This window comes from Xenorhabdus sp. KK7.4, from assembly GCF_963876465.1.
Lineage (GTDB): Bacteria > Pseudomonadota > Gammaproteobacteria > Enterobacterales > Enterobacteriaceae > Xenorhabdus > Xenorhabdus stockiae.
In genome coordinates, this window is the sequence record NZ_CAWNQF010000078.1 from 63495 (window position 1) to 85736 (window position 22242).

A 22242-nucleotide genomic window follows, 5' to 3' on the forward strand; every position below is an offset into this window, starting at 1 on the left:
GTGATACTGTGCGTGTAAGTACGAATCAATTATACGGCCAGAAAATGGATGGAATTTTTGGCGCTCAGTCCAAATGGATGAAATATGGTGAGCAACTGTCCAGCGGACGCCGGGTTATTAACCCATCTGATGATCCTCTGGCGGCATCGCAAAATATCATGGTTTCTCAGTCTGAATCGAAAAACCAGCAATTTACCACTGCGCGTATTTTTGCCAAAAATGCAATGTCATCCCAGCTGAGCATTACAGCGAATGCCGTTAAGGTAACAACGAATGTGTTTGAAACTTTAGTGGCAGCAGCAGATGAACAAAGTGATCAGGATCGTTCATCCTATGCACAGCAATTGCAGGGTTTTAAAGAGGAACTGTTAAACCTTGCTAATAAAACTGATGGCAATGGCCGTTATATTTTTGCCGGCTATAAAACTGATGTGCCGCCTTTTTCAGCGGATAAAGATGGCAAAGTCACTTATGTAGGTGGGTCTGAAAAAATCACTCAGAAAGTGGATGATAACCGCTCAATGGTTATCGCTCATACCGGACAGCAGGTGTTTTTATCCTCGCCTCCTAATCCAATCAAAGAACCTGATGGCAAAACTGCGAGTGGATCTGATATTTTTGCCACGATTGATCTGGCAATCGAAGCTTTAAGAACACCATACAGTTCAGCGACTGAAGAAGAAAAAAACCAAGCGGCGGAGCTTATCAACAAAGCTAACCGTGGGATTCGTAATAGCCTGAATAACCTCTCTTCTGTTGAAGCGGTACTGGGTTTACAGCTTCAGGAACTGGAACAGCTGGATTCTCTGGGTAGTGAACGCAGTATTGCCAACAAAGTTCGCTCAGGGGAGTTAGTTGATGTGGACTGGACTTCCACGATTTCCAACTATTATCAGCAACAGGCTTCTTTGCAGGCTTCTTTCAAAGCATTTACTGATCTAAAAGGGATGTCTTTGTTTGAGATGTATAGATAACACATTCTAATTTATTTCTGTGATTTCCGGCTCTTATCTGTTTGCGGTAAGAGCTTTTTATTTCCTCTTTGGTTTCCTTAATAACGCATTGTTATTAATAGCTTTAATGGTTTATACCTCTTAATGTGTATTGAGTTATTTTGCATTCAGTAAATCCTTTCTTTTTTTCTTATTATATTATTTTATCTTGTGATCGAGATCTTATCTTTGATAGGTAAGAAGAATCATGTATTAAGTTTTTTGATATAAACGTTTCAGATTTAAGTTAGTGAACTTAGGAAAGGATTAAATCTCGTCTTATGCCTTATAAACAGATAAGAAAAACAAATGTGCATGAAAACTCTAAATATACTCGCCTGTATTACTTTTATTTTGTTCAGTACGATATTGATAGGTTGTTTGTCAACTGTTGATTATGAATGGACAATCGGAGAGGAAGGAATAAATACCGTTTGTGATGTGGTCAGCTCTTTTGTTATTGATGATGACAGGGCATTGACTGCACCTTTATGTCTGTTTTTTTTGCTACCTTTTCTGCTGATATTTGTCGTAAAAGGAGTAAAAACTTTTTCAGTATGTAAATTCAAATCGATCAGCTATATGTTGATTGCAGGATTTGCAATAGGATACTGGTACTGGATGTTCTTCGGCCGATTAATGGGGTGCTCATTTGCTGTATATTAGCTGTGGCTAATACAATTTATGACTTAAAAGGTGGCGAGTATATCGGGAGATGCTGGCAACCGATCTCCCGATAGCTCAGGGTTAATCTTCCTTTGGCACTTCTTCCCGTTCATACATGCCATAATCACGAATAATGGCTGAGACTCTCAATTTATAATCTGAAAATACCCCATTGCGTCCTAATATCTGTGCTTCCCGGTGTTGGCAGGTATTCCGCCACTGTTTAACAGATTCCTCATCCCGCCAGTAGGATAATGAAAGATATTTATTATTTTGAGACAGGCTTTGAAAGCGCTCTACAGAAATAAAGCCCGGAATGGTATCCAGTAGTGGCCTTAACATGGTTGCGGTGTCAAAGTAACGTTCACTCTGGTTTTCTGCGATTTCGACTTCAAATATAACTACTAACATTATCGTTTCCTTGAAGAATAGAAAACGTAATCATATATTGCCGTTTTGACGGTTACTTCGTTGGGCAGCGAAATATACTCTTCGTTTTTCAAGTAGCCTCTTTGTTGGCTGTATCAGGTATGGGATAGATATGTGTGAATTAACTCTGGAGAAAAAAGTCACTGTAGTTTCTGCATTATTATCGGATCGTGCTCGTCTCTGTATGCTATTTCTGATGATGGACGGCCGCGCTTACACAGCGACTGAATTAAGTACCGCGGCTGATATAGCACCTTCGACAGCCAGTGCGCATTTAAGCCGGTTAGTAGAACAAAATCTGGTGAGCAGTATTAAGCAGGGGCGATACCGTTATTTTAAAATTTATAGTAAAGAAGTCGCAGTATTGCTGGAAAGCATGATGTGTTTTGTTAATAGCGAAAGCTTCGGGGTTATTAAAACGTCGACACCAAAATCATTGCGTTCCTTCCGAACTTGCTATGACCATATGTCCGGAGAAATCGCCGTAAAAATTCATAACAGTCTGTTGTCCCGTTTTTGGATAACGGATGATTACCGTTTAACGCCACAGGGGAAAGAATTTTTCTTTTCTCTTGGCCTGAGTTTGGATGAGAAAACAATTTCCGGACGGAAATTTGCCTGCTCCTGTCTTGACTGGAGTGAACGATATTTCCACCTTAGTGGTTTTCTGGGTTCATCGCTGCTGAATATTTTTTTGCAGAAAAAATGGGCTATCCGGCAATTGGATAGTCGGGAACTAACGTTGACAGAGACAGGAAGGCGGGCACTTAAACAGCGGTTTGGTGTGGAAATATAGGTGGTATTTTTACACCACCTATGTCCAACAAAAAGGCAATCTGAAAGACGGAAAGTATAGATACATTCTACAACTCAACGCCTTTATAACCAGCCAGAATCTGAGCCCATTCCTGTCGGGCAAACCATTTTTGGGTCTCTGCGTTGTAATGCATATCATCGGGAGTAAATACCCCAAATTGGGTGGAGATCCCGTTATAGTTTGGTGCATTTCTGGCATCGACGAGTGTACGATACTCAGGATTAGCCGCAATCACACTATTCATTGCTTCGGAAACATAGCTGGTATTAAGGGGGTCAAACCAGACTGAAAGCGGGTAATAAAATCTCCACGGTATATTGCGGGATCCTATGGCATCACTAAGGCCGGTAACGATACGGGTAAAGTTCATTTCTGCGGCTTTTGCGGCGGCTAAACTTTCAGTTTCTGCTTCCCACTGATTCCAGTGAACGGCCAGTATGCGGGGATTTTTACCCATTTTACGCAGGGAATTCACCGCCATCCTTAATGTTCTGACTGCGCGGGGGTAGAGTGATTCTACATCATCAGGGTCCCGCTCTGGCGCCCAACGGTTATCAGGAGTATCAGGTAAATACATTCCCTGCCCACCGTATCCCATGAGAATGACATAAAGATCAGGTAATTTGAGAATATTACCGGTGTTAATATGATTTTGCCAATAGCGGGCAAAACGATTGGCGATATTAACCGGATGATCCTGATTACCTCGCGGTAAACCACACGGAGCACCAATATTGGCATGGCCAAAACTCGTCAGGCCTGTCCAGTTAATGGTTGAAAAATTGACACTATAAACTTCAGGCAGGGACAGGGCAAATACATTATTTAAACCCTGAGTAATTGCTTCATTTGGTGCCAGTTGAGTGGCATGACCATAACTATTTGACTGCCCAAGAACAACTAATAATGGAGCATCATCACTTCTCCACGGAAGGGATTTTATTTCAGAACAGGCTAAATTTTTATCTATCATGAAGATCTCCTTTAGTATTTTAAATCTGATTTATATAAAGGCGATACTTTTCTACATAACAGAAATTAACTTTTTTCTTAAAAAGATCAATAGATAATATGTTTTAATTATCTAATTTAATAAGATAGTTAGTATATGAGTTAGATTTCAATAGAGAGATTTATTAATTGTTATATTAAAAAATATTTCAGATGATAAAGGTAAAGCAAATTTATAAGTATGGATTAAGATTTCTAAATTTTGGTCATGAAATAGAAATATAATCACTTATGTATAAAAATACGTTTAATATAATGAAATGATATTTAGTACATTGTTGGTAATTATCCATACTGTTATTGTAATGTGTTTGAATTATTCTTTATCAAGAAAATCCCATTAAATTTAATGATGATTGTTTTATTTGGGGTGATTTATTACATAGATGGGGTGCTACTATTAAAAATGGCCTCTAATGAGGAGTGATAATATTATTTATATTTTGGAGTGTTATTTTTTTTTTTTTGCATTTTATACAATATAGATGGTTTTATGAGTGAAAAAGAAAAAATAAATCTATAAATGATTAAACATTTTTTAAAAAAGCAGAAGGTAAATGGGAAGCTGATCTTATCGATAAAATAGTCATCATAATATTATAGTTAAGATGGTTGGTTTTTGATAAATAATTTAGCTAAACTTTTTTCTGATACGGTATGTTTTTTCTTTTTAGAAACTACCGTTTATTTAAGTGTATATTTCTTCTGCGCAGGTTATTTTGTTCTTGGCTGTTTTCAAGGTCCACCCATTTCTTTTATGCTAGAGGAAGGTTGTGTTCAGGGTCGTTGAAATTAATTATTTTTTTATAAAAAATATATTTATATAATGGTGGGAGTAATATTATGAGTGCAATAAAAGACAATGAAATAAGATTAAAAATGATTGAAGATGTTAAAAAATATACTGAAGGTAAATTGGAAGCTGAGCTTATTGATAAAACAATAAAAGAAATTACTTCTTTGGGAATTGAGGGTTATCAAGCTACAGTTTCTTATGTTGGCAAGTTCATTAAACAGATTTTTAACATCGTGGTGGAAGATCATCATGAGGTTTTTCGAGGTGAATCATGGGGAATTTCTTCTATTGGTGTGGGTGCTTCAGAGGGTTGGATTTGGACAGATAATTTAGATAAACTTTTTTCTGATACTACACATTTTAAATTTGTCGGAAATTCTTTGGTTTTAGGTATTACTTTCCAAAGTGCAGATCTTTCTCCTCTTGGAGTTTTCACTGGTCTAGGCATTTCCCTGGTAACAGGAATCGGGTCTGGGTCGGGTAACTGGAGTTAATTATTTTATTTTTACTGAGAATGATGAAAGTTTTAATTTTAAAAAATGAAATAGGAATCCCTAATCCTCACTTGTTAATTAAGTATTGTACAGATTAATGTTTTATTATTGAAGAAATTATTTGTTGACGTATGGAATTGTTAATTTCACTTTTATATATTCTTGGTTATTAAACTAAGGATATATAAATTTATCCTAAAATAAAGTTTAAGAAATTATGGGGTTGACAATAATTGGTCACACCTGAGATATTTTCCAAAAGTAGAAAAAACCGTCACTGAAATTTTTCTTCTCAGAAGAAGATTTTTCAGTGACGGTTTAAACGGAACACGGTTGAATGACGGGCTCTATTCCACAACAGATACGGCAAATATTTAGCGTTTACGCAGTGCGCGAAGCCGCATCGTCAGGATGAACAGGGGCACACCAATAAGTGTGAAGCTCAATCCGATAGGGATAAAGACGCCTGCTGGTGCTGCTTTCGTTATGATATCTGCCGCAATGACTAGATTGCCGCCCACCAGAGCGGAAAGAAACAAACGGGCGCGACCTGTAGCCGATGAAATAAAGCTGGCCAGATGTGGTGCCAGTATTCCTAGAAAGCTCAATGGCCCTACTGCGGTGACAGATGCAGCGCTTAGCAAGACAGAGAATCCCATCAGCATCGGGCGGGAATATTTGATAGGTTCTCCAAGGGACAAAGCAAGTTCGTTTCCAAGTTCATAGCGATTTAACGCGGGGCCGATGAGCAAAATGCCGATAATGCTCAATAAAAATAATGGTATGAATGATGCGATAACTGACCAGCTGGCCTGAAACAATGATCCTTCCATCCATCCGGCAAGGTGGAGGGATAATTCTGTTGGAAGATAGAGAATAAGAAAAGAGCTAACTGAACCGAGAACGGACGAAACGGCAATTCCCATCAGTAAAATTGCCAAACCACTTGCGCGATTATTGCCGACGAGTAAAGTCAAAAACAATGCAACAGCCAGCCCACCAGCCAGTGCAGCAAGGACGATCAGCATGTTAGGTGCGTTGGGAACGAACGCCAGCAAGATGATGATCATTGTCATTGAACCCTGACTTATGCCAAAAAGACTGGGATCGGCCAATGGATTGCGAGCAATCGGTTGCAGAATAGCACCGGCAAGAGCTGCGCACCAACCAACCATCAGCCCCAATAAAATATGCGGGATGCGTACAACCCAGAGTGCATAAAACTGGTGGTGTTCCAGCGAATTACCGAAAAGCATATGCAAGAATTCATAGACACCAACGTCCGTAACTCCCACGCTTAAAGAAATAACGACGAGTATGATCGTAATGGTAAATAGACATAACCCGACTTTTATATCGAGGGTACGCATTTGTAATCCATTCGCGAAACGTAATACTCTTTTTCCGTCTATTGCCTGACCGAACTTCATAACAATCTCGCTGATTTTGTTGAAAGATAGCGCTTTCTGATGATCCAGATAAAAAACAGCCCGCCCAAAAAATCCATCAGAATACCGGTATGAATGACATAAGGCTGGAAGAGTGTCTGCGCACAAAGATTAGCGATCAGGCAGACACTTGCTCCTGCCAGAGCACAGGCTGGCAGCGACAGCATAAAGTTCTGTCCAACCAAAGGCTTGACAATATGGGGTACAACCAGCCCTACGAAACCAATCGGACCACATATGGCAACAGCAGAACTGGATGCAACTATGGCTGCAATTAACGCAATGCGCGAAACAAGCGTTGCATTCACTCCAATCGAGTGCGCCTTTTCGTAACCGAGCAGAATGAGCGTCAGCGGACGTGCCAGTAATAAAAGTACGATTAAGGCCAGCAGACCGAACCACCAGAAATGGTGTAGTCTTGTGATATAGACATGATTGATAGCTCCTGCTAGCCAGCTCAAATATTCAGTTCGCGTTTCAGGATAAGCAAGAAGAACAGCATTACTTACCCCAAGATAAAGCATCGCTATTAATGTGCCAGCCAGTATCAGCAGTAAGTCGCGAGAAACGGTGTTAACGCCCGCCAGACGAGATATCAAAAGAGATGATAAAAAACCAAGTAGCCCACCCAAAAGTGCTGCTATGCCTTGTAGTGTCAGGTCGAGTGAAAAAACGATTGCACCAGCTACGACAAACAGTGTTGCACCAGCATTGATGCCTAATGTTGATGAAGAAGCCAGCGGGTTGCGGATCAATCCCTGGAAAACAAGACCGCTGCATGCCATCACCGCGCCGACATAAACAGAGATCAGCGCCCGTGGCAGTCGCTGGTATAAAATAACGGCTTGTTCATAGTTTTGTGGTTCAGACTGGGTTAAGGCGGCATAAATTTGCGAAAATGAGGCAATATTTACACCGAAAGAAAGACTAAAAAAGAAGATCAGCAGTAATAAAAAAGGTGCGAATATAAAGAATAGACGGGGTTTCATCGTTATACTCCGGACCAATTTTCAGGATGGTTTATGCCCGGATAAGGCTGACAGATAAGGCTGCCGTTATAACTGAAAATATCAGCCGGAATATCGAATACACGCTGGATATTATCTACCGTTATTGTCTTATTGACAGCCCCCGCGGCAATGACTTTGCCAGTATTAAGCATCACTACATCATCGGCAAAAGTGGTCGTCAGATTTAAATCATGTAACACCACAACGATGGTTTTTCCGTGCTGGAGTGAGAGATCGCGGATCAGTTTTAGTACGGTGTACTGATATTTGATATCTAAGTGATTGACTGGTTCGTCCATAAGAATGATATCAGTGTCCTGTGCAAGCACCATCGCCACCCAGGCCCGCTGGCGTTGCCCTCCTGAAAGGTCGCTGACCTGAGAGCTGGCCTGATCAGCCAGACCGACGATGTCTAATACATCATGAAATAGTTTGCGATCCCGCGCAGATGCCCCGCCGAAAAGAGAATGGCGTCCACAAGCAGCCAGTTCGATCAACTCTCCCAGTGTCATGTAGTCCGGGCAGTGGCATTCCTGCGGCAGATAAGAGATCTTTCGGGCCAGCGCTTTGCGGCCTATCCCTGCAATCGGCTTACCTTCCAGTAAAATTTCCCCGCTTTTCAGTGGAATGAAGCCCATGATGGACTTCAGAAGTGTTGACTTACCGCAGCCATTAGACCCGACGAGTGCGGTAATTCGCCCTTGAGCAAAGTCTACTGACAAATCATGCAATACGGTTTTTTTACCGTAAGTTGCGGTGAGATTTTTTGCTGTAAGCACCAAAAGCTCCTTCAGTTATCTTATATATAAAAAAAATTACAGTGACATGGTTAGGGTTCAGGCAGAATACCAAAATCACCCTATCCATAACACAGCAGAAAAATGGTGGCTGTTATCGTTTATCTGACGAGCAGTCAGGTTACGGTTTTATCTTATGGATGATCCATTCTCTGCATCTTTAATGCCGCATAGCCTGAAAATAATCAGCCTCACTGTTATTTTTTACTGCTCACATACAACATCCCGCACGTTAACTATCTGGCGGGAATCAGCAATAACGTCATTGATTAAGATATCGATTTTACTACTGTCGTGATGATGTGCTGTGGTTATTAAATGTGCCGTGTTTCCCGATGTTGCCAGACAATGCTTTTTCCAGACAGCGACCGACGGGCATGGAAATACCACCGTAATAGAGTTGTCATGACACCAGGCATCTATCCCCGCAGACCGGAAACGCTTGACGGCATATTGTGCCATTTCCAGACAGCGTTTGACGCGATGACGCCAATCGGCGAACGAGTGGCTGCGAATAGCGGCCCACATCATCAGTGGCGTCTGGCCATTACGTGAACCGGAGATAGTCTTGTCCTGAGCCGAAATGTAATCAATATCAACGGAAATACGTTCAACGTTTTTCCGTTTCGCAACAACAATTCCGCAAGGAATGGGTGAGCCTATCATTTTGTGCCCGGACACACTGATTGAGTCGATACCATCGGCAAAGGTGAAGGGTTGCGGGTTATCTACAAATGGCAGGATCATCCCACTTAAGGCGGCGTCAGCATGCAGATAGTAATTCCCGCGGGCGATACCTGCTTGCTGCATACGCTGTTGAATGATTTTTATGTTATCCACCGCACCGCGCAATGTCGTGCCAATGTTAGCAAAGATGATGGGATGGGGTTCTTTATGAGCGATGATTTTCTGTAGCAGGTCATTATCATCTATCTCACCAGTGGGTAGAGATTCCACTAAACAAGATTTGATACGCAATAATTTGACGATTTTTGCCACCGAATAATGAGTATCTTTTGAATAATAGAGTGTGCCATCCGGGAATAATTCTCGTCCCAGATAGCAGCCGAACATATTACCTTCCGTTCCCCCGTTGGTCACATAACCCCAACTGTCTTCAAATGGAATTCTGAACAGTTCAGTAAAATACTCCATGACTTCTTTTTCGAACTCAAAGGAGTTTAAAAGATAGTTGCATTCCGCCCCCCAGTCCCCGCAATTGTTGATAGAGAACTGCATGAATCTCTGTAAATAAGAGTAATCAAAGTCTGAGGACTCAGGATAACCGATATTGAAATGCTGGTTTTTAACACAGTGATACCAAAATGCATCTAGTCTGCCCTTATCGGCAAGGGATAATGTCATTTTTATCTCCGATATTGTGATGCTCTTGCAGACCAAAGCTTTGGAATGACGAGTTTTGAGGTAAGCGATAATGCGCTCGGCCAAGAAGCTGGTTGGCAATAATACTATTACGATATGCGCCAAGTCCCAGATCGGGAGAACCAATGCCATGTTGGAAGATCTCAGCATTTTGCACGAAAATAAGGCCTTTTCCTTTATCAAGGCGTTGAGCGCTAAAGTCCTCTTTCACAATCAAATCGCCGTAATCATCGGTGGCAAGTACCGTTTGTTTGAGTCCTTCTAGCCATTTTGGGCTGGTGTGTTTATAACCTGTAGCAGCAACAATGGCGTCAGTTTCAATGGAACTGACTTCATCGAGTTGCTGATGGCGAAAAACGATCCGCAATGTCCCGGAGTCTTCGCTATTTTCCACTTGCTCAACCTCGCAGTTTGAAACAAGCGAAAGACCCGGATCACGACCGCCGATGGAACGTTCATACAAAATATCGAAGATATCTGCGATAGTTGAGACGCTGATACCTTTATAAAGCCCCCCTTGGCCCGATGCGATCTTGCGGCGTTTTTCTCTGCTTATGCTGTGGAAATGGTTCATGTAAGCAGGCGTAAAACATTCCTGACCGAGTTTCGATGATTCCATCGGGTGAAAACCGGCAGAGCGGGTGATCCACTGGACTGAAGCACCGTCCTCTATCATTTCAGGAGTCAACGCACTATAGAGTGCCAGCACGCATTCGGCAGCACTTTGCCCTGATCCAATCACTGTTATACGTCGGCATGTTGAGAGTTGAGCTCGTTTGTTGATGAAGTCTGCTGAATGAAAGATAGGCGCTTGGGTTTGGATTTTAGCCCATTCAGGCAGGAACGGAGCTGTTCCGATACCAATAGCAAGGTTACGACTATAGTACTGATGCGTTGAACGCGAGTGAGTCTTACTTTCAATAATGAAACGTTCAGATGTTGGTTCATACGCCACATCAATGACATTTTCACTAAACTGGCAGGAGGGAAGCTGTTGTGTCACCCAGCGGCAATAATGGTCATATTCCTGACGTGGGATCTGAAATTTTTCATAGTAATAGAATTTGTAAATACGGTCGTGCTTATGAAGATAATTCAGGAAGCTCAGAGGATGTGTAGGGTCTGCCATCGTGACCAGATCGGCCAGAAATGGAACCTGTAACGTTGTACCCGGTAGCAGAAGACCTTCATGCCAGCGAAACTCAGCCTTGCGTTCGAGGAAAAGGCTGGTCAGGTTAGAGTGTGACGAAAGCAGGGCCGCCAATCCCAGATTGAAGGGGCCGATACCAATACCGATAAGGTCAATATTATTCATGTTAATAATCCGAACTATTTTCAAAAGCGCAGAGATGCGTTCAGTTGCCGTTCAACCTCTGCGGCATTACGGCAACGCAGCAATTGTGGTAACGAAACCCCGATAGCAAATTCCTCGGAGATTCGTGCCGAAATTGTCTTCAGATGCTGGGGGCGTAATCCCATGCTGATGAAGTCGCTGGAACCATCAAAATGGCTATCTCGTGATTGGCCGAGCACGTCCAGATAGATTTCCAGCACTTTCTTTTTCATTCCCGTCTCTTCTATCTCTGTTTGTTGCTCAGGGGAAGAATTGTGTCGAATAGGCGATGCTTCATGCACAGATTCCATCAATAGGCTGCGTGCTTTAGGGCGATCAGGTTTACCATTTGGCGAGAGCGGTAATTCAGTGACCTGTAATATCCGTGTCGGAACATGTGATGGAGGCAGACATTGGCTGGCATATTTGCGTAATTCTGCTCCTGACAGGGCATCTTCTTTTAGTGGTACATAAAGTACGCCGATAGAGGTTTCACCATGCATTTCATCGCCATAATCCACCACAAGAATGTGCTTAACTGACGGATGACGAACCAGTTCATTTTCAATGTCCGGCAAGGAAATACGCACCCCGCGCACCTTGACGTAACCGTTGACGCGGCTATCGAAAATAATGATGCCATCGTGACGATAGTGCCCGTGGTCGCCGGTGCGGAAGGCTCGGATGTCTTCTCCGTTTGTATCCCTGATGGTGACAAAATTGGTCTGGGTGAGCTTCCCGTTTTCCAGATAACCCAGTGCGACATTGACACCAGCCGTATGAATAAGGCCAGTCACACCGACCGGACAGTGGTTACCACACTCGTTCAACAAAAAGTAGCTGTTAGCAGGCAAGGGTTTTCCATAAGGGATCTGGCTGATATCATCCTGCCCAATTTCGTGCCATATACTCCATATAGTCGTTTCGGTTGGTCCTCCTAACGAAATCAGCCGCACTGACGGTAGAAGTGTACGCAAGCTACTAATCACAGCAGGTTTGATATAATCACCACCCTGAGCAATCAACCGTAGGCTTTTCAATTCATCACTCTGACGGCAAGCGAGGAGCATTTCCAAAATAGCAGGCACAGAGCACCATAATGTGACCTTGTGTCTGACAACTAACTGGTTCCAGCACAGGGCATCCTTTTCTTCACCGATAGCAGGAAGAACCAGTGTTGCACCGGCGGTCAGGCACCCAAAAATGTCGAAGACCGACATATCATGATGTAAAGGCGTTACAGAAATGAAGACATCCTGGTGTGTTACAGACCACTCTTTAAGGGTACTGGTAATGACATTCGATGTTGATTTATTGGATAAAACAACGCACTTTGGCCTTCCGGTTGTCCCTGATGTGTACAGATAATAGGCGGGCGCCTCACTTGATGAGAGAGCGTCAAGCGGAAGTGGGAGTTCTGCTAAAGGCTCGGCAGACAAAAGTGTTTCAGGCATTTCAGCCGGATGTTCAATGCCTTCTCTTTTTGTCGTTACGACAAGATCCGGATGACAGTTTTCAAGGAGATAATGCAGTCGCTCAAAAGGGGAGTCTGCGTCTATCGGAACCCAGATCACCCCTGTTAATGCACAGGCTAGGGTTATTGCTGTGTGCTCAGGCCCACGGTGCAGGCAAAGGGCGACAACGCTACCCTCGGAAAGCCCCTTCTCCCTGAAAGCGCCCATAATTCGACGTACATCACGCCCAAGATCAGCGTAGCTGATATGTCTGTCGCCACAGATGAGTGCCGTTTTGGTGTTTTTGTTGTCGAAAATATTGGCGGCTATCCGACTGAGAAATTGTCCGCAGTGAAAATCAGCTTCGACACTGTTTAATCGATAGTGGTCTGTATCGATAATATTCTGCGCTGAAAGGGTGAATACGCCTGATGATACGATGGCCTGTATCGCCTTGCTTAGAGCCTGTAAAATGTCCTGAATGAAAGCGGGTTCAATTGCGGAAGTTGCATAATCGATGTCAAAAACAAGCTCTTTGTTCGCATTGGTTGAAAAACGGATATCCATCGCGACTTGTGGTGTCTGAGTCAGCCCGCGATGCAACTGCATACCACTATCCTGACCTGATACCGGCCATGAAAGCCCGTTGGTAATGACGACAGGTAAAACAGGGCCAGCCCCATTTTTTTCAACCAACATTCGGGTAATGTCTATACCTGAAAATGCAAGGTGTTCAATCCCTTCCATCACATCGTTCTGTAGGGTGCTGGCCCGTTCAGAAAGGTTGCCTTGCTCAGCATTCCAGTTGACCACAATAAAACTTGAACGATTACACAAAACACCAGAGAGCTGCGGTGCCACGGGAATGCCGATAGATAGATTTTTCTCTTCGCTCCAATGGGACAGAACCTCAAGCACCAGAGCCATAATAGTGGAATTCTTAAAAAGCGTTTGTTTAGTACCGGCTTTTGATACTGCGGCATAATCTTCCCGGGCTACAATCAAGCTTTGTCGTGCATAGCGGGATGTGCCAATTTGCACCAATGGTTTTATCCACGGAAGTCGTGGGGCACCGCTGACGGCATCAAGTTTTGTTTTCCAATATGCTTCATCTGTTTTGCGCTTTTCAGAGATATCACTCTCATTCAAGGAGGCATCAGTATCCGCCACAAGTGAAACTTTGCCCTCGAAAAGTTCTACCATCAGAGAAGCTATCGAACGCCCATCAAGGATCAGCGCGTCGAAACGAACAAACGCAATCAGCTCATCCTTTTCTGACGGATTTTTTGGTAAACGAAATAATGTTATGTCCCATGGAGAACGATCCAAATCGCAAAGTGCATGTGCATATTCTTCACGGTGGTTTTCTACATAGCGGAAAGCTTCTTCCCGTGACATAGCACTCAGGTCGACTTGGTGTAAATTGATATCGGCTTCTGTACTAACATATTGGACAAGTCGCTTGGCATCAATTCGGGTGCGCAAACTGTCATGACGCTGAACCATATCTTCCAGATTATTTCGCAAACGCGCCAACTCCATGCTTCCGCGGTATTCACGAAACTCTTGCATCGCGACGCCACCCAGCGGCAATTCTGCCCGTCGCCCAAGCAGATACGCCAGTTGAAGGGCGGTTAATGGTTTTTCCGTGTTATCTGTCTTTTCCATATTGTTTTTCAGGCCAATATTGTTTTTCAGATCAATTTGCGCGGTAGAATCAGCGGATTTGCGCCTGATTATTGATGATAAGGCTGCGACGTTATTGGGTGAAGAATGTATTGCTTCATCGAATCGTTGTGGGTGTGTGGCGATTTCACGGACGAAATTGACAAAACTGTCAAACATTGAGGTTATCCATGCTTCTGGCAGTATATCCAGACGAATGTCCCAATTGATGAGAATACCGCCATCGGCAGATGCCACTTGTGCATCAAGTGCAACTTGCGGGCCTTGTGAAATAACCCAGTTCATAGAACCGAATACCTGCCTGACGCGATCTGAGAGAAGTTCTTCCCCCGGCATATCCAAAGCGGCGGTGAAGACGACTGGAGTTAATTGCGTTGCACCATGATGCCGGGAAAGGTCACGCATCAGATTCACCCCCGGATAAGCTGAGTGAGCGAGCAAATCGGTCAGTTGCTCGCCAAGCTGTTGACTAAGGTCAGCAGGGCTTTCAGCTCCATTGATATCAACGCCGAGGATAAGCACATTAGAGAAATCGCCGACAATTCTTTCTACATCATTCACATGGGGAGAGCGCCAGAACATCGGCACATTGAGGCGAAACTGCTTATCTCCGGTATGCCTTCCAAGAATAATGGAGAAAAGCCCCAGCATCAGGCTAGACATGGTTATTTTGTGTATTCGGGCAAGCCGTTTCAGCGCCTGACGTTCCTCTGGCTGAAGCCATGCCGCCAGACGATGGCTGTGAACCTGATCGGGCTGAGTTTTATTCATAGGCAGAGCAGGGGCTGGTGGAATCTGTGGAATACGTGAACGCCACCAAATTCTATCCCTTTCACGGGCTGCTTTCAGGTGGGGATCGGTGCGTACCTGATCGCACCATTCGAAATATGATGCTATTACCGGAGCTGGCTGGTCTGGATTATCATAAAATATCGCCAGATCCTCCATTAGTACCCTGAAACTTGAAGGATCGATAGCTATCATATCCGTATCAATATGCAGGCGAAATTTTCCGTCATTTAGCAGACTGAGCGAGAACCGCGATGCCTGACCGGAAGAAAGATCAAGTTTCTGATGAGTCCACTCCGTGCGTTTAACGAGAAGTAATTTCTCCACTTCCTGTTCTGTTAATCCACGAAAATCGTCGATCTCCGGCAATAATGGCTCACCGGATGAAGTCACAGACTGAAGTCCCTCAGCATCGACACAGAGTCTTAGCATTGGATGTAGAGAACAAACGCGTTCCAGAGCCTGTTTAAATCGACTCACTTCAATGTCATCGCCGTCGAACTCAGCATAAAGATGCGCGGCAACGCCTCCCAGATCGGCCTGAACATGACGCCCGACCCAGTAAGCTGCCTGCATTGACGTTAATTCTCTCATAGTTTATTCACGTAGTTGAAAAATGCTGTTAATAGGTACAAGTATAAAAATAGGTTGAATGCGAGCAGCCTCTGGCGAGCAGGATCATTTTATTGCTTCGACTTAGCCCATTCTTCCACGGCTTTAAGCGTATGTTCCGCACTGGCAAATGTGGGGGTAAAAACTTCACCTGCGTTAAGGAAAACTATCCGTTTTTCGCGGGCGGGTTTCATATAGTGAGCCCATCCGGGGACAACCCGATCAAGCGCCGAGCGAATGGCTTTCTCATCGTGTGCCTTGCTGCCCCAGCTGTTGAGCACGACCAGAACGTCCGGGTTAAGCTCGCCTAATTTGTCCGCACTCAACTGTAGAAGCAGTTGGGATGAATTGGCAGAAAGGCCGCTTTGTTTCGAGAGGTTCAGCCGGGTGAAACCAAGATCTTCCAATGCCTGAGTGAAACCGGTTGCTTCGCCAACGACATTGATCTGATCTGTGACAAGGATCGGCAGATAAGTCTGTTTAGCCGGATTTTCCGGCAAGAGGGCGCGCGTTGCGGCAACGCGTTGCAAATACATATCCCGTCGTTTTTGAAAGCTCTGCTCACGTCCGGTCAGTTGGGCCAGATTTTCTTCAATATGAAAATTGTGGGATTTCCCAGAAAGGAAATTTTGCAGATAGACAGGGGCGATTGTTGAAAGTTGTTTTACTTTGTCGATATCAAATTCTGTTCCGATAATCAGGTCGGGCTTCAGCGCGTAGAGTTTTTCCAGATCAATCTCCCGCCCAGCACCGATGCCTTTTGGTTTTGCACGCCCTTCACCCAGAACAGTATCGACGAAATCTGTTCCAAGCTGGTAGATACCATCTTCCGTGCGCCCGTAACTGCCTACAGGTTCAACACCCAGCTCCATTAAGGGCAGGCCGATAGCTGGCTCGCTCATAACCACAATACGCTGTGGCTCCTCAGGAATAACGACATCCCGCCCTAAGGTATCCGTAACCTGCCGTGATGCGGCAAAGGCCGATGTTCCCATCAGACACATTAATATTACAGTAATAGCAGATCGCATAATGTTTTCTCTTTCAGAACGGATCAGGGTTATATGAGTCCGTCAGTTAACACCGACCGACTCACGTTAATTATGGTTGTTATAGATATCACACAGTCACTTGAGCAAGAGGAAGGCTTAAGGCCCCAGGTATGGTGAAGAATGAGAAAATTTTCTCTATTGTTTCACAGAGGCGTTGGATAAGTTCTTCAGGATAACGCTCCTCACGGTAAGTAATGACCAATCGCATGATTCTTTCGCCATCAATGACATCTTCCATAATTTCGAATTGAAGACCGAACATGGATTCCTTTTTATCGGGATCGATTTGTCGATAGCGTATATCGTTACCAGGCGGGGTCTTAAGTACACCGTTCAGTGCATTATTGGCATGGATCTGAATATAAACGTCGAAGATTAGTCCCTCCTCAGGTGCCATCCCCAACGATTGTTGAATAAGATCGAGCGGCACATCTGCATACGGCATTGAGTTATTGATTGTATCTCTGGTGTCTTCGATCAGTGTACCGACGGGTTTCTCCGGATAGAATTGCAACCGGTGTGCAACCATGGTGGTGAAATAGCCGACTGTTTCATAAGTATCATGTTCGGTTCGACCTGATGCAGAAGTACCGATTACGATATCCTTCAGATTACCGAGCTTATGCAGAGAAAGCGCAATTGCCGCGTAGACGACACTGAACAGGGATGCGTTATTTTGTCGGGCAAAGGAATAAAGATGATGAGTGACTTCAGGTTTAGGTTTGTACTCGATCCAGCCGGCTTTAGATGAACTTTCATGCGCTGCAACAGTTTTCTGGTTGTCAGATAAGGTGAGTTCTAATCCGCGAGTTGCATTACGCAACATGTTTGTCCAGTAATCGAGGTGTTTTTGATTAAAGCCGTTCGCCTGCTGTTGCAGGGCAAATTGATGGAATGATAATACGGGTTTTTTCCAGATAGGGGCCACACCGGAAGAACGTGATAAATAAGCCTGGGAGAGTTCATCCATCAGAACATTTAGCGACCATTCATCAATAACCATATGGTGGACCAGAAGCGATAATATCTGACGTCCGGTTTCCGCATTGCGGAGTAGTCGTATTCTGATTGGCAATTCACGGGAAAGATCGAACGTATAAGCCGCTTCATCATCAAGGTGTACACCCTGATTTTCGTGACTGAACCAGAACCATTTATAATCACTCATGTCCGACATCGCGACAATCTGCTGATAAACCTCGCCATTTTGAACATAGAACAGGGTACGCAGACTGGAATGGCGTTCTATAAGATCAGAAAAAACCTGTTCAAGGATTGTTTCATCAACCTCATCAAGAAAATCCAGAGCGAATGGTAGATTAAAGATAGTGCCAAACTCATAGGCCTTATAGGCATCCCAGAGCGAGGTTTGGGCAAGTGCCAATGGGGCCGTTAAATGATCGTTCTGTGCCGAAGAGATGGCGCCTTTATTCTGATTTTTTCTGATCGCACGGGATGCCAAAGCAGTAGCTGAAGGATGGCTGAAGAAATCACCAAAGTGTACTTCCAGACCGTGCGTACCAAGCAATTTACCGATAATACGTGTTGCCAGCAGGGAATGACCGCCACAATCAAAAAAATCATCTTCCAGTGTCATATCTGTAATCGCTAAAGCTTCACGGAATTCCGACAGGATTATTGTTGCTATTTCGTCAGTACCAACGGAGATCTCTTTGCTGGTGGCATCATGCGTAGAAGGTATACCTGAGTCAGACACAGATTTTGCAGCTAAGCGCATAATGGCATCTTCAGTACCTTTAAGAAAAGACACAAAACGGCTCATTAAGAACTCGCCGGCATGGCTGGAAACCGACTGGCCGGTTGTTAAAATAAGACTAATTTCCTCTGTACTTTCATACTCCATTGCCAGCTCAAAATCGGGCCGCATTTCATAGGTGGGTAACAGAATTGACTGACTCAGTAAGCTCTGTTGTTCAACCAGATCGTTCGGGCGAGATAACAACCGAACATATATCTCAGGTTCATCACTTACTGTTACGGGAGCATCGGAGAGAAAATTATTTTCGTCTGGTTGAGCCTGAAGTTTATCCATGATGGAGCTGACAATCTGTGTTTCCGCCATGTCAGATTCGATAACAAGGCGACGGAACCCGTCCGGCTGCAACAGACACAGTGCTAGCTTTTTCTGGCCTCCAAGCAGAGCGATAAACTGAGAAAATCGGGCCGAAATAAGGGCTGGCACATAGTGAGGTAATCTGTCGCTAGGAAGAAATTTTTCCAGTTCATTAATTTTAAGTCCTGTTTTCCAACGCAGTGCGAGCCGACCTTTACTCAGATAGGTTGCCTCACCAAAAGAGGAACGAATGGTGAAATTCTCATCATTGCGGCAGCATAGCCAAGGCACAAGAGAAGTTGCCTTTCCATCGTAAGGTAATAAGGAAGTGCGTTTTAGAGGTGAAAGTTTTACTAAGTGACCAGCATAAGCGCGGGTCAGCATTTCGATAATTTCGGTTTCATGGCAAGTTTGCGCCAGTATTTCGTGCAAGATAAGCGCTAAAACAACTTTATCACTTCTTTGTATTATCAATATATTGAAGGGGGGATTCTGTTCAGGAAGCCAGACAGATGCTTGCACAGTTAGTATTTTCTGGAGCATGTCTGAATGTGAACCGGCATAGAAAAACTCAAGGCATGACTGCCAGCTCGATGCCCGGGTTTTATACAATTCACCGTCATCATTTAACTCATAACGTACGTTCAAATCCGGTATTGCTTCAACAACAGATTGGACAGCCTGCACCACCATTGAAATATTAACATCATCATGAAGCTGCCAGGCTGAGAGCTGTTTAAGTACGCGGTCAGGATTCTGTTGCTGGAGTAACCAGATATGTTCTTCATAACGGGATACGGCTACGTGCGATAACTTTCCTGAATCAATGTTCAACATAAAAAATCCCGCTTTATCAAACTAATTAGTTGTTTTTTTTAAGTGTATTAATACGGGCTAACAGCCATTAAATACGGCATAGGAAAGCCAGATGTTACCCGCAGAATATGTGCTGTAACGGCCCGTATTTGAAGAAATACTAACAAATATGTAATTGACAAATTAGAAGGTTAACATAATATTACCTGCCTGTGAACAGTAATGATAATGATAATGATAATGATAATCATCCCGAAAAAGGCAGTAACTCCCCTAGCTATCAAGGCAGGAAATCAGATTTTTTCACGTAAAAAAATGTTACTTAACAGTGCAATTTTGCTTTCTTTATCCTCCCTGGGAGGGCAAGCGATTGCGTCTGATCAAGCAAAGAAAAATGAAACGAGGAACGATGAAGCCGATATCATCACTGTAACCGGTGAAAAAACGGCAAGATCACTACAAAGAACGGCAAGTTCAGTTACCGTTATCTCCAGACAGGAGATACGAAATAAGCCCGAAGCGACAACCATCGGTGGTATGTTGCAGGGTACACCCAATGTGCTTTATACCAGTAATACAGAGGCACCGAGTATTCGCGGTATTGAGACGAACGGGCCTCTTGTAGGGGGAAATACTTTTCTTTCCAAACCGATACCGCGAGCAACCACCAGTGTTGATGGTCGTTATATGAGTGCGGCGGAATTCAGTTTGGGAAGAGGGCCTATTTGGGACGTGAATTCAATAGAAGTCTTCCGGGGCCCACAAACCACAACACAGGGAGCAAACAGTATTGCCGGGGCAATTATTATCAAGACAAACGATCCCACCTTTACTCCCGAATTCGATGGTCAGATTTTGTATGGAAGCCACCAAAAGAAACGAGCGTCCTTTACTGTCAATGGGCCGTTGACAGACGATCTCGCGGTACGCCTCGCAGTGGATTACAGCGGCAGAAATACGTTTATGAAATATACCAACCCTCGATTCTATGATTCTGATATGAGGAAAGGTTCTGAAAATCTGGATGCCAGGTTTAAAGCACTTTGGCAACCACTAGATAGCCCTTGGCTGGCTAAACTAACCTACTTCCATACAGCAGCAAAAAATTCTGATGCCGAGTCTGCTTCATTACCTTACAGTAATTTGAAGAGTATGACTTTAGGCATAAACAGATCTAAAACTAGCAGTAATGTCGGTATCTTCGATCTTCAGTATGATTTTGACAACGATATCGTGCTCTCCAACCAACTCCAATATTCTGCATCGAAATACCGTTACACTTTCACGAAGATGTTGCCAGGTATCGCAAACCGTGATTCGAACAATATCACTAACGAAACACACTTGAACTTTGGTGATGAATATTCAATCTGGAGTGGAGTGACAGGGCTTTATTACTCGCGTGATAAGGCCAGAAACGTGCTTAATAATGTCTTGGGCAAGGCTGATGCGGATTTGACTAACACGAGCATTGGCCTTTTCTCAGAGGCGACCAGACGTTTCGCGGGAAAATGGGCTCTGACTGGCGGTTTGCGTTATCAATATGATCAGGTTAAGCATGAAGGGATTAACAGCTATGTACCCGGTGTTTATCATGAATATAGTAAAGGGTTCCATGCTGTCCTGCCGAAAGTTTCCCTTGCTTACGATATTACTGACGATGTCACTGTCGGTACTTTAGTCAGTAAAGGTTATGCTCCGGGTGGTACAGGTGTGAATTTCTCCGGGCATTCTTATTATACCTTTGCCCCGGAAAAGGCCTGGAATTATGAGTTGTTTGCCCGTGGTAAAGCCATCAATAACCGATTACTGGTAACCAGCAATATTTTCTATACAGATTATAAGGGGTTCCAGAGTGCTGTAGATGATTACAGGGAAGACAAATCTAACGGTTCGATTCTTGTTAACGCCGATAAAGCGGTAAGCTATGGGGTTGAACTAAGCGCGGATTATCGGGTACTGGACAATTTAAGCTTAAACGGTGGGCTTGGATTACTTCATACTGAAATCAAAAAATTCGCTGATTATCGAGGCAACTCGTTTGAAGGAAAACACTTCTCTAAAGCACCCGGTTATATGTTTAATATCGGTGCTGACTGGAATATCACCGAACAATTTCGTCTGAGTGGGTCTCTTCGTTACGTGGATCATTATTTCTCTGATGACCAAAACGATCCTGAATTACGAGTCAGTTCTTATTCAGTCTCCAATCTTCGTTTCTCATATAATCCGACTAATAATCTGGAACTCTTCGTTTACGGAAATAATATTTTTGACAGACGTGCGCCGACAAATAAGTACCGTGACCGTACAGCCGGGCTTTCTGGAAATATTTTAGAACCACGTGAAGTGGGTATTGGGGCTAAAATGAGCTTCTAAAAATCAGCATTGAGCGCGCCGATCTTCGCTTGAGCAGGGTTGGCGCCTCCCACAGTAGAAAATGACTTGATTATCTTGACCTGATGATGTCGATCATCAGGTTTTTTGTATATAGAAAACCCCCTGCTAGGCAGGGGGTTCCGTAGAGCTTTCAGCGATGAGGCAGCTATAAAAACCCCTTTTGATTTGTTAAAACACCTTGCG

Annotated in this window: 16 protein-coding genes; 5 read left to right on the forward strand and 11 right to left on the reverse strand. The window is 43.8% G+C overall.

Translation table 11 applies throughout. The features are described from left to right. The first annotated feature begins 8 nt into the window (after positions 1 to 8). Both flgL and AACS90_RS23335 read left to right on the forward strand, forming a co-directional pair. Entirely contained in the window at positions 9 to 974 is a 966-nt protein-coding gene (flgL, locus tag AACS90_RS13110; protein WP_099120513.1) for a flagellar hook-associated protein FlgL, read from the forward strand. A gap of 333 nt (positions 975 to 1307) precedes the next feature. Beyond that, positions 1308 to 1658, forward strand: a complete 351-nt coding sequence (locus tag AACS90_RS23335) for a DUF2645 family protein (protein WP_193757128.1) — start codon at positions 1308 to 1310, stop codon at positions 1656 to 1658. Between the two features lie 81 nt (positions 1659 to 1739). Here the strand turns inward: AACS90_RS23335 and AACS90_RS13115 are convergent, their stop codons facing one another. Then, positions 1740 to 2069: an antibiotic biosynthesis monooxygenase family protein gene (locus tag AACS90_RS13115; protein ID WP_099120515.1), complete on the reverse strand. Its 330-nt coding sequence runs from the start codon at positions 2067 to 2069 to the stop codon at positions 1740 to 1742. 130 nt (positions 2070 to 2199) lie between these two features. Between AACS90_RS13115 and AACS90_RS13120 the strand changes: the two genes are divergently transcribed. Next, on the forward strand, positions 2200 to 2883 hold the full coding sequence (locus tag AACS90_RS13120) for an ArsR family transcriptional regulator (protein WP_099120516.1): 684 nt from the start codon (positions 2200 to 2202) through the stop codon (positions 2881 to 2883). 67 nt (positions 2884 to 2950) lie between these two features. Here AACS90_RS13120 and AACS90_RS13125 read toward each other — a convergent pair whose 3' ends face one another. Beyond that, positions 2951 to 3877 carry a hypothetical protein gene (locus AACS90_RS13125; protein ID WP_099120517.1) on the reverse strand — a complete coding sequence of 309 codons (927 nt, stop codon included), beginning with the start codon at positions 3875 to 3877 and terminating at the stop codon, positions 2951 to 2953. A gap of 881 nt (positions 3878 to 4758) precedes the next feature. On the opposite strand from AACS90_RS13125, the gene AACS90_RS13130 reads away from it, so the two are divergent. After that, positions 4759 to 5205: a VapA/VapB family virulence-associated protein gene (locus tag AACS90_RS13130; RefSeq protein WP_099120518.1), complete on the forward strand. Its 447-nt coding sequence runs from the start codon at positions 4759 to 4761 to the stop codon at positions 5203 to 5205. Between the two features lie 374 nt (positions 5206 to 5579). On the opposite strand, the gene AACS90_RS13135 is transcribed toward AACS90_RS13130, so the two are convergent. The 8 genes from AACS90_RS13135 to AACS90_RS13170 form a co-directional block, all read right to left on the reverse strand. After that, positions 5580 to 6635 carry an iron ABC transporter permease gene (locus AACS90_RS13135; protein ID WP_099120519.1) on the reverse strand — a complete coding sequence of 352 codons (1056 nt, stop codon included), beginning with the start codon at positions 6633 to 6635 and terminating at the stop codon, positions 5580 to 5582. Continuing rightward, positions 6632 to 7642, reverse strand: coding sequence for a FecCD family ABC transporter permease (locus AACS90_RS13140; RefSeq protein WP_099120520.1), 1011 nt, complete (start codon positions 7640 to 7642; stop codon positions 6632 to 6634). The genes AACS90_RS13135 and AACS90_RS13140 overlap by 4 nt, the downstream gene beginning before the upstream one ends. Positions 7643 to 7644: 2 nt before the next feature. Then, entirely contained in the window at positions 7645 to 8442 is a 798-nt protein-coding gene (locus AACS90_RS13145) for an ABC transporter ATP-binding protein (RefSeq protein ID WP_099120521.1), read from the reverse strand. Between the two features lie 222 nt (positions 8443 to 8664). Beyond that, positions 8665 to 9825 carry a histidine decarboxylase gene (locus AACS90_RS13150; protein ID WP_099120522.1) on the reverse strand — a complete coding sequence of 387 codons (1161 nt, stop codon included), beginning with the start codon at positions 9823 to 9825 and terminating at the stop codon, positions 8665 to 8667. After that, positions 9803 to 11158, reverse strand: coding sequence for a putative histamine N-monooxygenase (basC, locus tag AACS90_RS13155; protein ID WP_099120523.1), 1356 nt, complete (start codon positions 11156 to 11158; stop codon positions 9803 to 9805). The genes AACS90_RS13150 and basC overlap by 23 nt, the downstream gene beginning before the upstream one ends. A gap of 20 nt (positions 11159 to 11178) precedes the next feature. Beyond that, positions 11179 to 15699: an amino acid adenylation domain-containing protein gene (locus AACS90_RS13160; protein WP_193757129.1), complete on the reverse strand. Its 4521-nt coding sequence runs from the start codon at positions 15697 to 15699 to the stop codon at positions 11179 to 11181. A gap of 89 nt (positions 15700 to 15788) precedes the next feature. Then, complete coding sequence (locus AACS90_RS13165; protein ID WP_099120525.1) at positions 15789 to 16748, reverse strand: ABC transporter substrate-binding protein; 960 nt, start codon at positions 16746 to 16748, stop codon at positions 15789 to 15791. An 88-nt stretch (positions 16749 to 16836) separates the two neighbouring features. Continuing rightward, complete coding sequence (locus AACS90_RS13170) at positions 16837 to 19680, reverse strand: condensation domain-containing protein (RefSeq protein WP_206601826.1); 2844 nt, start codon at positions 19678 to 19680, stop codon at positions 16837 to 16839. A gap of 213 nt (positions 19681 to 19893) precedes the next feature. On the opposite strand from AACS90_RS13170, the gene AACS90_RS13175 reads away from it, so the two are divergent. After that, on the forward strand, positions 19894 to 22038 hold the full coding sequence (locus tag AACS90_RS13175) for a TonB-dependent receptor (protein WP_206601827.1): 2145 nt from the start codon (positions 19894 to 19896) through the stop codon (positions 22036 to 22038). On the opposite strand, the gene AACS90_RS13180 is transcribed toward AACS90_RS13175, so the two are convergent. After that, the coding region (locus AACS90_RS13180; protein WP_206601828.1) for a hypothetical protein at positions 22035 to 22242 on the reverse strand (208 nt) is incomplete at its 5' end. The two genes, AACS90_RS13175 and AACS90_RS13180, sit on opposite strands and share 4 nt — an antisense overlap.